Origin of the sequence: Arcobacter sp. LA11 (assembly GCF_001895145.1) — a bacterium.
Classification (GTDB): domain Bacteria; phylum Campylobacterota; class Campylobacteria; order Campylobacterales; family Arcobacteraceae; genus Halarcobacter.
Genome location: NZ_BDIR01000019.1, coordinates 17104 through 32142, shown reverse-complemented (window position 1 = coordinate 32142; position 15039 = coordinate 17104). Strand labels below are relative to the sequence as shown.

Annotated in this window: 11 protein-coding genes; 8 read left to right on the top strand and 3 right to left on the bottom strand. The window is 27.8% G+C overall.

Annotation, left to right across the window (positions count from 1 at the left end):
- The 5 genes from BT997_RS14240 to BT997_RS14220 form a co-directional block, all read left to right on the top strand.
- On the top strand, positions 1-2820 hold a 2820-nt coding region (locus BT997_RS14240), incomplete at its 5' end, for a GLUG motif-containing protein (protein WP_072682606.1).
- Positions 2821-2967: 147 nt separating this feature from the next.
- The gene (gene ybaK / locus BT997_RS14235) at positions 2968-3435 is read left to right on the top strand and encodes a Cys-tRNA(Pro) deacylase (protein ID WP_072682605.1); all 468 of its coding nucleotides are present in this window, start codon (positions 2968-2970) and stop codon (positions 3433-3435) included.
- A gap of 87 nt (positions 3436-3522) precedes the next feature.
- Positions 3523-6720, top strand: coding sequence for an NAD-glutamate dehydrogenase domain-containing protein (locus BT997_RS14230; protein WP_072682604.1), 3198 nt, complete (start codon positions 3523-3525; stop codon positions 6718-6720).
- A gap of 124 nt (positions 6721-6844) precedes the next feature.
- Positions 6845-7057 (top strand): hypothetical protein, encoded by a 213-nt coding sequence (locus tag BT997_RS14225; protein ID WP_072682603.1) that lies wholly within the window; start codon positions 6845-6847, stop codon positions 7055-7057.
- Between the two features lie 317 nt (positions 7058-7374).
- Entirely contained in the window at positions 7375-8145 is a 771-nt protein-coding gene (locus BT997_RS14220; protein WP_072682602.1) for a GGDEF domain-containing protein, read from the top strand.
- Between the two features lie 2 nt (positions 8146-8147).
- On the opposite strand, the gene BT997_RS14215 is transcribed toward BT997_RS14220, so the two are convergent.
- Complete coding sequence (locus BT997_RS14215; RefSeq protein WP_072682601.1) at positions 8148-8603, bottom strand: globin; 456 nt, start codon at positions 8601-8603, stop codon at positions 8148-8150.
- 205 nt (positions 8604-8808) lie between these two features.
- On the opposite strand from BT997_RS14215, the gene BT997_RS14210 reads away from it, so the two are divergent.
- The 3 genes from BT997_RS14210 to BT997_RS14200 are packed head-to-tail and all read left to right on the top strand — an operon-like array spanning position 8809 to position 12634.
- Entirely contained in the window at positions 8809-9393 is a 585-nt protein-coding gene (locus BT997_RS14210) for a paraquat-inducible protein A (protein ID WP_174247254.1), read from the top strand.
- Positions 9394-9396: 3 nt separating this feature from the next.
- Positions 9397-9978, top strand: coding sequence for a paraquat-inducible protein A (locus BT997_RS14205; RefSeq protein ID WP_072682599.1), 582 nt, complete (start codon positions 9397-9399; stop codon positions 9976-9978).
- Positions 9971-12634: an MlaD family protein gene (locus tag BT997_RS14200; RefSeq protein WP_072682598.1), complete on the top strand. Its 2664-nt coding sequence runs from the start codon at positions 9971-9973 to the stop codon at positions 12632-12634. The genes BT997_RS14205 and BT997_RS14200 overlap by 8 nt, the downstream gene beginning before the upstream one ends.
- 6 nt (positions 12635-12640) lie before the next feature.
- Here the strand turns inward: BT997_RS14200 and ciaB are convergent, their stop codons facing one another.
- Positions 12641-14518 (bottom strand): invasion protein CiaB, encoded by a 1878-nt coding sequence (gene ciaB, locus BT997_RS14195; protein ID WP_072682597.1) that lies wholly within the window; start codon positions 14516-14518, stop codon positions 12641-12643.
- A 51-nt stretch (positions 14519-14569) separates the two neighbouring features.
- Positions 14570-14944, bottom strand: coding sequence for a DoxX family protein (locus tag BT997_RS14190; protein WP_072682596.1), 375 nt, complete (start codon positions 14942-14944; stop codon positions 14570-14572).
- Positions 14945-15039 lie beyond the last annotated feature (95 nt).

Here is a 15039-nt window from a genome sequence, read left to right as displayed (position 1 = left end):
ATAGGAAATGAAAAAAGTGTTATAAACGGAGCTTTAAATGCAAATGGTCAAGTATGGATACTTAACTCCAATGGTGTTTTATTTGGTAAAAATGCAAGTATCAACACCTCAGGTATCTTAGCAACAACTGCACAATTATCCGATCAAGATTTTCAAAATGGAACTTATAACTTTAAAGATACAACAGCAAATAGTGTAATAAATGAAGGGACAATCACCATAGAAAATGGTGGTTCAGTAATCTTAGCCTCAAATGAAGTAAAAAACACAGGAAGTATAAAAGCAATAAAAGGGAAAATACATTTAGTAGGTGCAGATTCATATAGCCTTAATCTAAATGGAAACTCTTTAGTAAACCTAAAAGTAGAAAAAGGAGTACTGGATGCCCTTGTAGAAAACTCAGGAACAATCCTAGCAGATGGAGGGGAGATATACCTTACAACAAATGCAGTAGATGAACTCTTAAAAGGTGTAGTAAACAACACTGGTATCATAGAAGCAAACTCTATTGATGATTTAACAGGATATGTAGAACTGTTTGCCCATGGAGGAACAGCACAAATAGGTGGAGAGATTAATGCCAAAGATGGGTTTGTAGAAACTTCTGGAAAATACTTTGACTTTTTAGGAGCAGATATCCAAGCAGGAGAGTGGTTAATTGACCCTGTGAATGTTACTATTGACAGTACTTTAGCAAGTGCAATAGCATCAGCCCTTGTAAGTGGGGATGTAATTATTTCAACTGATGGAAGTAATATTCCTGATACTTCAAGTAATCAAAATGATGGTGAGGGAAATATTTATGTAAATAGTGCAATAAATTGGATTAGTAATACTTTAACATTAAGTGCCACAAATAATATTTTTATAAATGAAAGTCTTTCTGCTACTTATATTCCTCCTTTTTTCGTTGGACAGACTGTTCCAGCAGCAGCTAAATTACAACTTTTTTATGGACAAGGTGCTGTTAATAGTAACAATGAATCAAATTATTATGTTAATGCTCCTATTAATTTAAATCAAGGGAGTGAATTTTCTACAAAATTGGGAAGTGATGGTGCAGTTATTGATTGGACAATTATTAAGAATCTCTCAGAATTACAAAATATAAATAACGATTTAACTAACAATTATGTACTTGGAGCTGATATAGATGCCAGTGATACGTTTTCATGGGATAATGGAAAAGGATTTGAACCTATTGGGGATGATACGACTAAGTTTATAGGAAAGTTTGATGGTTTAGGGCATGTGATTAGAAATTTAATCATTACTAGAGGTAATGAAACTGATGTTGGTTTATTTAGTGCAATAGAAGGAAAGGTTCAAAATATTGGTTTAGAAGATGTTTATATTATAGGTGGAAAAAATGTTGGTGGATTAGTAGGTTCAATGCACACCAATAGTAGTGTTGTTAATAGTTATACTACAGGTACTATTAAAGGGGAAGAGTATATTTTTGATGGGGATGAATCTCGAAACAGTGAAAATATAGGTGGACTTATTGGGGTAATCCATAGTGGAGCAAGTGAAGTAAAAAATAGCTTTTCTTTAGTAGATGTTACAGGTAGAAAGAGTATAGGTGGACTTATAGGTCTTACAGAATCAGGTACAAAAGTAAGTAACAGTTATGCTCAAGGGGAAGTGGAATTATTTAGTACAAATAGTGGATCATATCCATATCGTGCAGGAGGCTTAATAGGAGAGGCTAAAGGTACAATTGAAAACTCTTATGCAACAGGAAATGTTCAAGGGCAAGATGGAAATGGTTCTTTGGTTGGAGGACTAGTGGGGATAAGTGAAGCAGTAATTAAAAATTCATATGCAACAGGTACAGTAAATGGTACTGCGAATACAGGTGGTCTTGTGGGAGCTAATAAAGGAACTATTAGTAGTAGTTACTCTACAGGTGAAGTAAGTAGTGGTAATGAGCATATTGGTGGTCTTGTGGGAATTAATGAAGGAGGAATTATTAGTAGTAGTTACTCTACAGGTACAGTAAGTGGTAGTCAGAGTATTGGTGGTCTTGTGGGATATAATCGCCAAGGAACTATTAGTAGTAGTTACTCTACAGGTACAGTAAGTGGTAATTATCGAGTTGCAGGTCTTGTGGGACATAATTATGAAGGAGATGTAACAAACTCTTATTGGGATACTCAAACAAGTGGATTATCAACTAGTGCACAAGGAGAGGGAAAAACCACTTCAGAATTACAAAATATAGATACCTTTAAACAAGCAGGATGGGATATAGTTGGTGATGAAAGTTTAGCTCCTAATAATTATCCTGTATTGGTAACAAAAAATGGTGTAACAAGATGGACAATGTATGAAGGGGAATTAAACCAAGGTTCAGATCAAGGGGAAAAACCAACTCCAACAATTCAAACCCCAACAACACAAAATAATGATATACAAAAAGTAATCACAACCATAGTAAATAAAAAAGAGGTAGATGTGGAGATACCAAAAAATATAGAGGTAAAAACAAATACTCCACAGTTAGAAATAGTAAAACCAAAAACACCACAAATGCAACAAACCACAACAACCTTAGCAAAAAATATAGGACTAGAAAATAGCAATATAAATATCGTTTCTAAAACAGATAGTGGAGAGAATGCCAATACTATAGTAACGCTAGGGGAAATAAAAACAGCCATGCAAGAGCAACCAAGTGGGGATACAAATAGTAACTTAGTAACTCAAGAAGTAAGAGTACCACTTTCTAAGAACTCAATAGTAGATTTAGTAAATGGTGGAGTAAACCTTCCAAGTGGCGTAGAGCAACAGTTTTTTGTAGTTGGAGATGAAAATTAAAAGAAAATAATAAAAGGAAAGCCAATGAGAAGATTAATAGATTTTAGTTCACGCTTTAGAATCCTAAAAGTTATAGATTAAAAAAGGTTTCAAAAGCAATATTAGAGAAAAATGTTGTTATTATTGTTTTTTAATTTAGGAGTAGTTTTGACACCAGCAATTAATCTTTTGAAAAAAAATAAATGTGATTTTAAAATACATAAGTATGAGCATGACCCAGCTTGTACTAACTTTGGACTAGAAGCTGCACAAAAACTTGGACTTGATGAAAACAGAGTTTATAAAACACTTTTAGTTGAATTAAATCCAAAAGAGTTAGTAGTTGGAATTATTCCTGTAAATTGTACTATGTCTTTAAAAAATATAGCTAGTGCATTAAAAGCAAAAAATGCAAAAATGGCAGACAAACAAGAAGCTCAAAAAGTAACAGGATACTTATTAGGTGGTATTTCTCCTTTTGGACAAAAGAAAAGATTGAGAACAGTTATAGATGTTACTGCACTTGATTTTGAAACAATTTATGTAAGTGGTGGAAAAAGAGGTTTAGATATAGAAGTTTCAGCAGATATTGTAGTAAAATTATTAAATGCTGTAACTTATAAGATTACATCATAATTACAAATTATAATTTTCATAATCTTTTAACAATCCCTTAATATTTTAAGAGTAGTATTAGGTATATAAAATAAAAAAGGATTTGTTATGGGTACTACATCGGATATGAATGCGATTTGTTCTCAACTTTTGACATCAAAAGATTTGGAGATTTCGGATGAATTATTTAAAGAAGTGGTTGATGGAACTATAGTTACTCAAATAGTTGAAAATAATTCTTCTCAAAGTATAAAAATATATTCTACGTATCAGTTGTTTTTATCATCTATTACTCCAATTTTGCATGATATTGGTTTTATGATTATTGATGAAGTTACATATAATATTCAAAATTCTACACAGTTGATTTTTGTATCAAGATTTAATTTAAGAGTTGAAAATGATGAAGAATTAAAAAGAATTATAAATGCAGAAGATAATATTGAAAAGATAATTACAACTTCGCTAAAAGATTCTTCTTTAGTTCATTCAAAAGCATTTTCATTAGTATTGAATCAAAATTTTGATTTGAATAAAATCAGGCTTGTACGTGCATTTATCGAATATATTGACCAAGCGGTACTTACGATAAATTCTGCAACGGTATTAAATACTCTTACAACACATCATGATATAACAGAACTTTTTGTAGATTATTTTTGTATAAAATTCAATCCAAAAGTAAAGAGTAGAAAAGAAAAATTAAATGATTTAACTTTAAAAATTGAAGAGATGATTAAACAAATACCTCAAATTATTGATGATAGAATATTAAAACTAACATTTTCATTTCTACAATCACTTTTAAGAACAAATTATTATTTAAACAAAGAGACCATTGCTTTTAAAATAAATACAGTTTTATTTGGGGAAAATTTAAAAGGTTTACAACCAAATTTAGAAAACTTTATTTATCATCCTGACTTTTATGGAGTTCATTTAAGAATGAGTAATATTTCAAGGGGTGGATTAAGATGGAGTGATAGACATGATGATTATAGACAAGAAGTAAAATCATTGATGATTACTCAAGAAGGGAAAAACTCTATTATTATCCCTGATGGTTCAAAAGGTGGGTTTGTTATAAATAAAGAAACTGCTGATGTAACTAAAGAGTATTTTAAAGATATTTATTCAATGTACATAAATGCCAACCTTGACTTAGTAGATAATATGGTAAATGGGAAAGTTGTAAAACATGATGATATGATTTGTTATGACGATGATGACCCATATTTTGTAGTTGCGGCTGATAAAGGTACTGCTGCTATGAGTGATGTTGCAAATGATATTGCAATTAGCCGTGGTTATTGGTTAGGTGATGCTTTTGCAAGTGGTGGAAGTAATGGTTATGGTCATAAAGATTTAGGTATAACTGCTCGTGGTTCTATTATGTCTACTAAAAGATTTTTTATAGAAGAAGGGATTGATATTTATAAAGATAGTGTATCTGTTATGGGTATTGGTTCTATGAGTGGTGATGTATTTGGAAATGGACTTATTGAATCTGATAAATTTAAATTATTTGCAGCAATTGGTCATAAAGAAATTTTTGTAGACCCAGATCCAGATTTAGCAAAAAGTTATAAAGAGAGAAAAAGACTTTTTGAGGCAAAAGCTTCTGGATGGAGTCATTATAATAAAAAAATCATTTCTAAAGGTGGTGGAGTTTACTTAAGAAGTGAAAAAGAGATAGAGTTAACACCAGAGATAAAAAAATTAGTAGGTACAAAGAAAAAAACCGTATCAGGTGAAGAACTATGTATTATGCTTCTAACTATGGAAGTAGATTTATTGTTTAACGGTGGAGTTGGAACTTATGTAAAAGCAAGTGATGAAAACTCTATTGATATAGGTGATAAACAAAATGAAGCTGTAAGAGTTGATGCTACAGATATTAGAGCAAGAATTGTAAGTGAAGGTGGAAATCTTGGATTTACGCAAAAAGCTAGAATTGAATTTGCTTTAAATGGTGGTAAAATCAATATCGATGGTATTGATAATGCAGCTGGAGTTGATACTTCAGATCATGAAGTTAACTTAAAAATTTTACTTAATACAATCGGTTCTCATGAAAATATTGGTAAGGATGAAACTCAAAGTACTCTTAACTCTTTAACTGAACAAGTAGTAAATTTAGTTCTTAGAAGTAATTATAATCAAGCTTTAGCAATATCAATAGATGAAAGGTTTTCACGAAGATATCTAAATGATTTTATAAAAGTAATTGAAGTTTTAGAAAATAATGTTGTTGCTTTCAATAGAACTTCATTTTTTATTCCTAAAAATGAAAATATAAACGATATTATTGATATAGATGGTTCAATTGTTAGACCAGTATTAAGTTCACTTTTATCATATTCAAAAATATTTGTAAAAAAATTATTGTTAGAATCAACTTTAGTAGATGAACAATTTGCAGTACAGTATCTATATAGATATTTTCCTAAATCATTTGTTGGGGCGTATGAACATGAATTATTGAATCATCCACTAAGACGTGAAATTATTGCAACAAAAATGGCTGATATTATAATAAACTCACAAGGTTGTACTTTTGTAAGTGATTATGAAAAATTAGGACTTGATAGATATTTATTAAAAATCAAATCATATCTTGTAGCAAAACAGCTATTTGGTACAAAAGAGATAAGAGCAAAAATTGCATCTTTAGATTATGAAATGGATGCAGAAAAACAGTATAGATTGATAAATAAGCTAGAGTATACTTTATATTCAAGTACAAGATGGATGGTTAAATATCTTAAGAAAAATCAACTTGATGCAGCACATATCCTTGACCATAAAGAAGAACTATTCTCTTTATTAGCACAAGTTCATAACCAACGTGTTGATAATTTGATAGAAGGTGATGATGAATTTAATTTATTCTTCTCTGTTATTGATTATTTAAGATTTGCGGTTCCTGCAATTGTTATAAAAGCAAATACAAGCCATTCATTTAAAGATGTAGTTGTTTTATTTTATTCTTTAATCCATGAATTTAATATCTTAGATATTATCATTTCATTAAATAGAATAAAAATCACATCAAGAAATGACATGATATTAAGAAATCAAGTTTTACAGTTTATTGAATTTATTGTTGTTCACTATACAAAAAAAGTATTAGAATTTCAAAGAGTAAATGAAGAACCAGAGATTGCTTTTGCAAACTTTATAAACAATGAAAAAGACTCTTTTTATAGAGTAAGAGATAATCTTGATAGATTTATGACAAATGAAAACAAAGATATAAAAGAGATTGCCGTTGCAGTAAATCAGATGATGGTTTCACTTTTATAAGTTTTTATTATAATTTTAGAAGTCCTAAGTTTAACTTTATATTAAAAAATAGTATAACTTAAACTTATGACTATTATTTTAAGTTCTGATTTGATATAGTCAATAAAAAAGTAAAGGAGTTCTCATGAAAAGTAACATGGATGATGAGTTATCTTTAGATAAAATTGATGATTATAATGATAATGAACCAAAAGAAAAAAGAAATATTGTTAGACTTGTAGTAATTTTCTGTATTCTAGTGGGAGCATTTTTTGCATATATTCAATCTTCAAATGGTCAATATGAAGACTATGTAGGTACTAAAGAAGCACCAGGAATAACTTCTACAAAAAAATAAAATGAGTAATGGTACTTTAAAATAGTATCTTTACTCTTTTATAAAAAACTTACTTACTTTTTTTCAGTAAGAAAATAAACTATAGCTTTTAAAATCATCTTTATTATACTCTTAAATACTTAAGCAAAATAAAAATAATAAAATCAACTTTTCTTATAATATATTATATGCTAATAGAATAAATTACTTTTTTTAGTTTTAAATAAGGTGTACAAATATACACAGGCTTGATAGACTTTATTTGCAAGAAAATAAAATCAAATATAAATCTAACTTAAAAGAGTGTAGAATATTTTAAATAATTTACAGGGTGATTTATGAAAACCAAAAGTGCTAATTTTTGTAATTTTACAACTTTACTTTCAATATGTTTGGTTTTCTATATTTCCATAACAACTTATATCGAGCATTTTTATAATGAAGATGGGCAAATTAATAGTAATTTTTTTATCATAAAAATTACTTCACTTGCTGTTTTATTTATTGTGATTGCACTTATTTTTACTTATTTTAAAACTTATAAAAAATCATATATTGAAAACCAAATAAAAGAAAGAACAAATGAAATTTTAAATGAAAATCAGACTTTAAAAATTCATGCACATATTGATCCTTTGACACAATGTTTAAACAAAAAATATTTTAATGAGAGATTTGATGAAGAGTTCAAAAGAGCAATAAGAGAAAAACAGAATATTTCGCTTATTATTGTAAATATTGATGAGTTTAAAGCTTTCAATGATATTTATGGAAGAAGTGAAGGTGATGAATGTTTAAAACTTGTTGCAAATATTTTAGTAAATCATTGTAATCGTCCAAGTGATTTAATATCTAGATTTAGTGGAGATGAATTTTATATTTTACTTCCAAATACAAAAGAACCTAAAACAATATCTAATAAATGTGTTGATTCTGTAAAGTCTTTACATATTCCTCATGAAAATTCTATTGCTTCAAATGTTTTAACTATAAGTATTGGGGTGGCTTCAATACAACCTGAGAAAACTTTTCAAAAAGATGAATTGATTTTAACTGCAGAAAACTCTTTAAAAAATGCAAAAAGAAGTGGACGAAATAGAGTCCACTAATTTTATGAATGAAATTGACTATTTGATTCAGATGGAGTATTTACCATCCAAATAGAGAAGATATCCAAGTAGTTCCAAAATGATTGTTTTAATTCATCACTCATATCTAAAGTAGATAAAATCATAATATAAGATTCTAACCATATTCTTCTAGCTTCTAAAGTAATAGCAAATGGGGCATGACGTCCTACCATACGTGGAGCACCTCTATTTTTATCAAAATGTCGCTCACCTCCACAAATTTGAATAAAAAAATCAGAAGAGTGTTTTTTAGCCATTTCAAAACCTTCATCTGTTGGAGGGAAAAGTCCTCTAATATTGCTCTGTTTTAGTAAATCATAATGGTCTGATATTAATTTTCTCATTCCTTTTTCTCCTAAGTGTTGCAGTATTCTAGGGTCTGGAAGTTGTACTTGAGGCCTTTGTCCAAGTTGTGCTGGCGTTATATTGTATTGCATATTTTTATTAACCTTTAATTTTTTCATAATTTATATTTTTTTTCATTAGAAACTCTATAGAAAACTATATTAATTTAAAAAGTTTAGTATTAGGACAAATTAAATATTATATAACGTAAAGTTAAATATAATATTATTTAATATCAAGAAAAATTTATAACAAGTTTGGATAATCTAGTATGAAAAAAGTTTTTAATTAATTTATATGAATAATATCATAGAGTGCTACCATTGTGGGCTTTTTGTAGAAAAAGAAGAGACTTTAAAAAAACAAAAACTAAAATGCCCTAGATGTAGTGGAAAATTAACTCATAAAGATAATCATAGTTTAGATTCTTTGTATTATGCAATTTCTGCACTTTTACTTTTCATTTTATTAAATATCTATCCTTTGATAACTTTAAATATAAATGGAAAAGAGTTAAGTACAACTCTGTTTCACACGTTTTTGATTTTATTAGAACAAGATTTTATTTTTGTAGCCTTGCTTCTATTTTTTACAATTATTATTGCTCCTGTTCTAAACTCTATTGTTATAGTTTTTGCTTTTATTCAAAATTCTATGAAAAGAAAGCTTTTCCCTAAAAGAGCACTTCATGATAGTTTCCATTTTTTCAAAGCTTGGGGTTTTATAGAAGTTTTTATTGTTAGTATCATAGTTACATATATAAAACTTATAGGGATGATTTCTTCTACAAGGTTTGATATTGGATTTTATATTATGCTAGCGTATGTTTTTATGTTTTATATGTCAAATAAAAAGTTTAATATAAAAAGTGTTTTGAAGTAAGCTATGGTTTTAATATCTTGTAAAAACTGCCATGAAATGTATAAAAAAGAAGACTATACTTCTTTTAAATGTACTTCTTGTAATCATACTGTTAGACGAAGAGTAAAAAACTCTTTGCAAGTATCTTTGGCTTTAGTTTTAACCGCACTTTTTCTTTTTGTTCCTGCAATGGTTTATCCTATGATGGAAGTAACTCAACTTGGTGTTGAAGAAGGAAGTACAATAATTGAAGGGGTAATCTCTTTTTTAAGCCATGGTGATTACTTTATTGCAATAGTTATTTTAACAGCAAGTGTTATAATACCACTTATAAAACTTCTAGGTTTATTGTTTATCTTTACATCTTTAAGTATAAATATAAAAATGAAAAACAAAACAAAACTAAGAATTTTTTATTTTATTGAAGCAATTGGAAAATGGTCTATGATTGATATATACGTTGTAGCCTTATTAGCTTCAGTAGTACAACTTGATGAAATTTTTAATATAAAAGGTGGAGTTGCAGCCACATCTTTTTCTTTAGTCGTAGTTTTAACAATGATTGCTGCACATAGATTTGATACAAGGATTATTTGGGATGACTGATAATAATGAAGAGAAATTAGAAACAGTAGTATATAAACCAACAGTAAAAGAAAAAAAATCTATCTCTTTTGTATGGATTTTACCTTTAATAGTTTTATCAATTTTAGGATGGGTAGTGTATGAAAGCTATTCTAAAAAAGGAACAAATATTTCTGTGATTTTTAAAAGTGCAGAAGGACTAAAAGAGGGTGTAACACCTCTAGAATATAGAGGTTTACAACTAGGAAAAGTTACTAAAATAGCAATAAATGATTTGAATAGTGTAAAAGTAAATATTTTAGTAAATAGTGACGTAGCAAAATATGTTGCTTCTGAAGGTGCTAGTTTTTGGATAAAAAAACCAACTGTATCTCTTACAAAAATCTCTGGTCTTGGAACTATTTTAAGTGGAAATAAAATCGAAATCTCACCAAAGTATAGAAACATAAAAGAATTAGAAAAGGTTAATCCAAAATATGATTTTATAGGACTTGATAGTAAACCAGATTTTGATTTAGATGAGAAGGGGTATTATGTCTCAATTCTTTCTTCTAGAGCTGATTTAGTTGAAACTGAAACGCCAATATTTTTTAATAAATTCCAAATTGGAGAAATTGTTTCAAAAGAGTTTAGAGATGAAAGTGTATATCTAAAAGCTTATATTTACGATAAATACAATGATCTTGTAAATGATAGCTCGAGCTTTGTTATGAATAAAGCACTAAAAGTTAATTTTGGAGCATCTGGCATGAGTTTAGAAGTTAGTTCTTTATATTCTGCCCTTGTTGGTGGAATAACAGTTCAAACTCCTAAAAAAGATGCACCTAAAATGTCTAAAGATAAATACTATGTATTATATGAAGATGAAAATGACTTACTAAAAAAGATATTTTTTAATATAAAATTTTCAACTGCAAAAGGTATTGGAAAAGATACTGTTATTATGTATAAAGGAATAGAAGTAGGAAAAGTAGAAGAGTTACACTTAGGTTCTGATGATGTAATTGTAAAAGCTTATTTATTTGAAAATTATAAATATCTTCTAACAAAAAATAGTAAATTTTATTTAGAAGAGGCAGAGATTGGCTTAGATGGGATTAAAAATCTAGGGACAGTTGTACGAGGAAATTATCTTTCAATAGATTATAAAAAAGGTGAAGAGTCTTTCTTTTTTGAGATTGAAGAAAAAGATTCAAAAAAATCTTTTTCAAGTGATGTTATAGTAACTTTATTTAGTGAAAATCTAAATTCAATATCAAATAAATCAAAGATATATTTTAAAAATATTGAGATAGGAAAAGTACTTGATTATACTTTGACAAAAGATTATAAAAAAGTAAAAATAAGAGCAATTATAAAAAGAAAATATAAAAAACTTATAAATGATAAAACACTTTTTTATGATATGAGTTCAAAGCTTGTAGAACTTAAAGATTTAGATTTAAATATAAATAATATAGGTTTTAAACCTCTACTTGATGGAGCAATCTCCCTTGTAGATATAAAAAGAAATGAAAAATATACAAAAAAAAGTTTCAAACTCTATAGCTCTTACAAAGATGTAGAAGAGTTAAAAAGAGTGCAAACCGAAGGTTCTTTTATAAGTGCTTACTTTGATAATAGTTTTGAAATAAAAGAAAATCAATCAATTAACTATAAAAACCAAGAGATAGGTTTTGTAAAATCAATAAAATTTGATGATAAAAAATCAAAAGTAAAGATGTTTATATATTCAAAATATAAAAAATATATCACTAAAAAAAGTAGATTTTATAAAAAAGGTGTACTAAAATTAGATGCTAGTCTAAGTGGAGTATTATTTGAGCTTGATAATTTTTCTTCTCTTTTAAATGGTTCAATAAAGCTCGATAATAGTTCAAATAAGAGTTATAAGAACTATCAAATATTTTCTTCTAAAGATAGTATGCAAAACTCTTCAAATACAATCAAAATATATTTTGATGATGTAGAAGGTTTAAAAACAGAATTTTCTAAATTAACTTATAAAGGTGTTGATGTTGGAAAAGTTACAAATATATCTTTAAACTCAAAAAACAAAGTTTTAGTAAAAGTTCAAATATTTAAAGACTTTGAAAAATTTGCTAAACAAGGAACTACTTTTTATCTTAAAAAACCTAAGCTGTCATTAAACCAAATTGAAAATGTAGGTTCAACTATCATGCCTATAAATATTGGTGTACAAATTAGTAAACAAAGAAAAGTAAAAACTACTTTTAATGGATATGATAATTTAGAAAATGTTAAAAAAGCAGAAGATGGAGTGATTCTAAAAGTTGTCTCTTTACATCCTTCTAGTGTAAGTGAAGATGCTCCAATTTATTATAAAAATGTACAAATAGGAAAAGTAAATAAAATAGGACTAAGTTTTGATGGTTCAAAAGTATTACTTGATTGTCTTATTTACAACAGATATAAACATTTTGTACGTACTGATTCTACTTTTCATGATATAAGTGGTTTTAAATTAAAATTTTCTATCTTTAGTGGAACCGAAATAAAAACAAATACTTTTACATCGATTATAAAAGGTGGACTTTTAGTAGTTACTCCATACAAGTATCATAATATAGCTACTTCAAAAGATACATTTATTTTAAAAGAAGATTTAATGGAAGACTGGGAAAAGATAAGTCCAAGTATTAAAATAAGAGATTAAAACCTCTTATTTTAAATAGTTTTCTTTTTTATCTTCTGTATCTAACTCTTGACCAATCTCTTGGTATCTTGCAAAGTAGTGTTTTACAAAAGAGTCTATTTTTTTATTTACAGGCATGAAGTACTTATCTTCTTTTACTGCAAATTGATTTAAAAACTCTGTAGCATCTTTTTTATTTAAATAATGATCTGCTAAATTCGTATAAGTTTGAATATACCATCTTTTTAACTCTTCATATCTTTCTTTTGAAAGGTCAATATTTAGTTTTTCATTTTCCCAAGTTAGAATTTGTGAATCAAATAATCCATTTAAATGGATAAGCCCTTCACAATAGTAAGGTTGCACTTCATCAACTTCCATCCATCCTATAAGTCCCACAGCTCTTTTAACTGTATCTATTAGTACTTGTTGTTCCAACTCTTTTTCATCATTTGAATCATCTAAGAAGAAAGATACTAGACCTCCAGTTGTAGCTTTGAACTCTTCAATATTTTTGAAGTTTCCAGTTTTGTTCATAAGAGTTTCTGTCTCTTCATCACACCATAAAATATGACCAAATTCATGTCCAATAGTTGTGATATCATAAACTTGATGCCATGCATCAGTTTCGTTAAATAAAAAGTTTCTATCTTCTGTTAAAAGCTCTTGACCAAAAACTTCACGACTTAGTTTTAAAAATGGTTTTGCTCTGCTTGTTTGAAGTATCTCATCTGAAAATGCAAAGATTTTTTTACCTTCTTCTTTCGATACTATCTCATCATTTGGTACAACTTGTGCTGAAAAAAGTCCATTGAATTCTGCCCCAAAGAATAGAGCAGGTCGTCCAATATATAGTTGTACTTTATCAAGTGATTTTAAAGAGAAGTCATATATTGCTTTGTATTCATTATTACCTTTAAACTCTTCAAAGATTTTTGCAAAAGCTGATTTGATTTTATTTACTCTGTTATCATTTTGTGTAAAGTCTGGATTTGTAAGTCTTATATCCCACTCTAAAGCAACTGCTTTTCTAAAATGGTCTTCATAGTATTCAAGTGGATGTCCAATTTGAATAGGAGTTTTAATTTTCATCCAAGCTCTATCAACATCTGCCCATCTTTCAACTAAAAGATGTGTTTTTGTTTCACCAAATGCTTTGATAAGATTTTGAATATATAAAATATAATCCCATTTTTGATTATATGTTTCATCTTCAAGCTCTATTAGTTTTTCTTCAAACTCTTCAAGTTCATCTATAACTGCTGTTGTTTGTTCTTTGAAAGCTTTTATATAAGCTTGCGAGTGGTATTCATCTTTTTCTTTTACAAGTGCAGAGTAAGATCTATCTGCAAGTATATTGTTATGTCCTAAATCAAATAAATGATGTTTTTCTAAGTATTCAAATACTTTCTCTTCATCACCTTCAAACATATTTAAAAGCTCTTTATTTATTCCATTTATAATATGAGCTGTCCATGAACTTTGCCATGATGACATTTTAAGACCAACATTGTAAACACCTTGAAATATCTCTTGATAAAAAGGTGTTAATAAATTATTGTGTTTTATATAATCAATTGTATTTTTATGTTTCTCATGCCAAAAGTCTTTCACAAAGCAGTATGCTTTTTCTTGTAACTCTATAATTTTATCTTCGTTTTTTCCACTTTTTTTAAGAACTTGAACTAAAGAGTCATCTCGTAAATTTACAAGTCTAGTAACAAGCGCAAATCTTAAATCATCATTCATCTCTAAATTTAAAGTAGAAGCAAACTCTTCTATAATAGTTAGTTTATCAAACTCTTTTTTTTCTAAATAAGATATCAGCTTATTGATACTACTTTTTTGAAAGTTTAAAAATTCGTATATATCATTTAAATCATTTATAAATTTTTCATTATTCATATTTATCCTTTATTCAAATTGTAGTCTATCAATTTTAATCTTGTTTTTGAATTAGAATTTATTTTTTAAATTATATGAAATAGCTAGTAATCCTAAGAATACCAATGGAACTATTATTTTTACAAAACCATCTCCTACACTAAGGTGAGAAAATGAAGCAAATATAAAGTCAAATGAAAAACCAATATAGGCTATAAATCTAGGTCTATCAAAACTTCTAGGAAGTAATAATGCAATTCCTCCAAGTATTTTAAATATACCAAGAAGAGTAAAAAAGTATAAGGGATAACCTAAAGTTTCAGAAGCTTCTATTACACCTTGTGTTTGTACTATATCTACAACTCCACCTACAACTCCAACCATGATTGCTATAAATCCTGTTATAACAAAATAAATAGTTCTTTTGTTAAAAATCTTTGCTAACATTATTTTTTCCTTTTATTTAATAATCAATTATAATACCTTTTTCTTTAATAATTATTTACACTAATTTAGCACTTTTCATATATAAGTGCTAAAAA

Bases quoted from the DNA above. Each gene is read 5' to 3' on its own strand.
- BT997_RS14230 (WP_072682604.1), top strand. From the start codon at position 3,523: ATGGGTACTACATCGGATATGAATGCGATTTGTTCTCAACTTTTGACA.
- BT997_RS14225 (WP_072682603.1), top strand. From the start codon at position 6,845: ATGAAAAGTAACATGGATGATGAGTTATCTTTAGATAAAATTGATGAT.
- BT997_RS14220 (WP_072682602.1), top strand. From the start codon at position 7,375: ATGAAAACCAAAAGTGCTAATTTTTGTAATTTTACAACTTTACTTTCA.
- BT997_RS14215 (WP_072682601.1), bottom strand. From the start codon at position 8,603: ATGCAATACAATATAACGCCAGCACAACTTGGACAAAGGCCTCAAGTA.
- BT997_RS14210 (WP_174247254.1), top strand. From the start codon at position 8,809: ATGAATAATATCATAGAGTGCTACCATTGTGGGCTTTTTGTAGAAAAA.
- BT997_RS14205 (WP_072682599.1), top strand. From the start codon at position 9,397: ATGGTTTTAATATCTTGTAAAAACTGCCATGAAATGTATAAAAAAGAA.
- BT997_RS14200 (WP_072682598.1), top strand. From the start codon at position 9,971: ATGACTGATAATAATGAAGAGAAATTAGAAACAGTAGTATATAAACCA.
- ciaB (WP_072682597.1), bottom strand. From the start codon at position 14,518: ATGAATAATGAAAAATTTATAAATGATTTAAATGATATATACGAATTT.
- BT997_RS14190 (WP_072682596.1), bottom strand. From the start codon at position 14,944: ATGTTAGCAAAGATTTTTAACAAAAGAACTATTTATTTTGTTATAACA.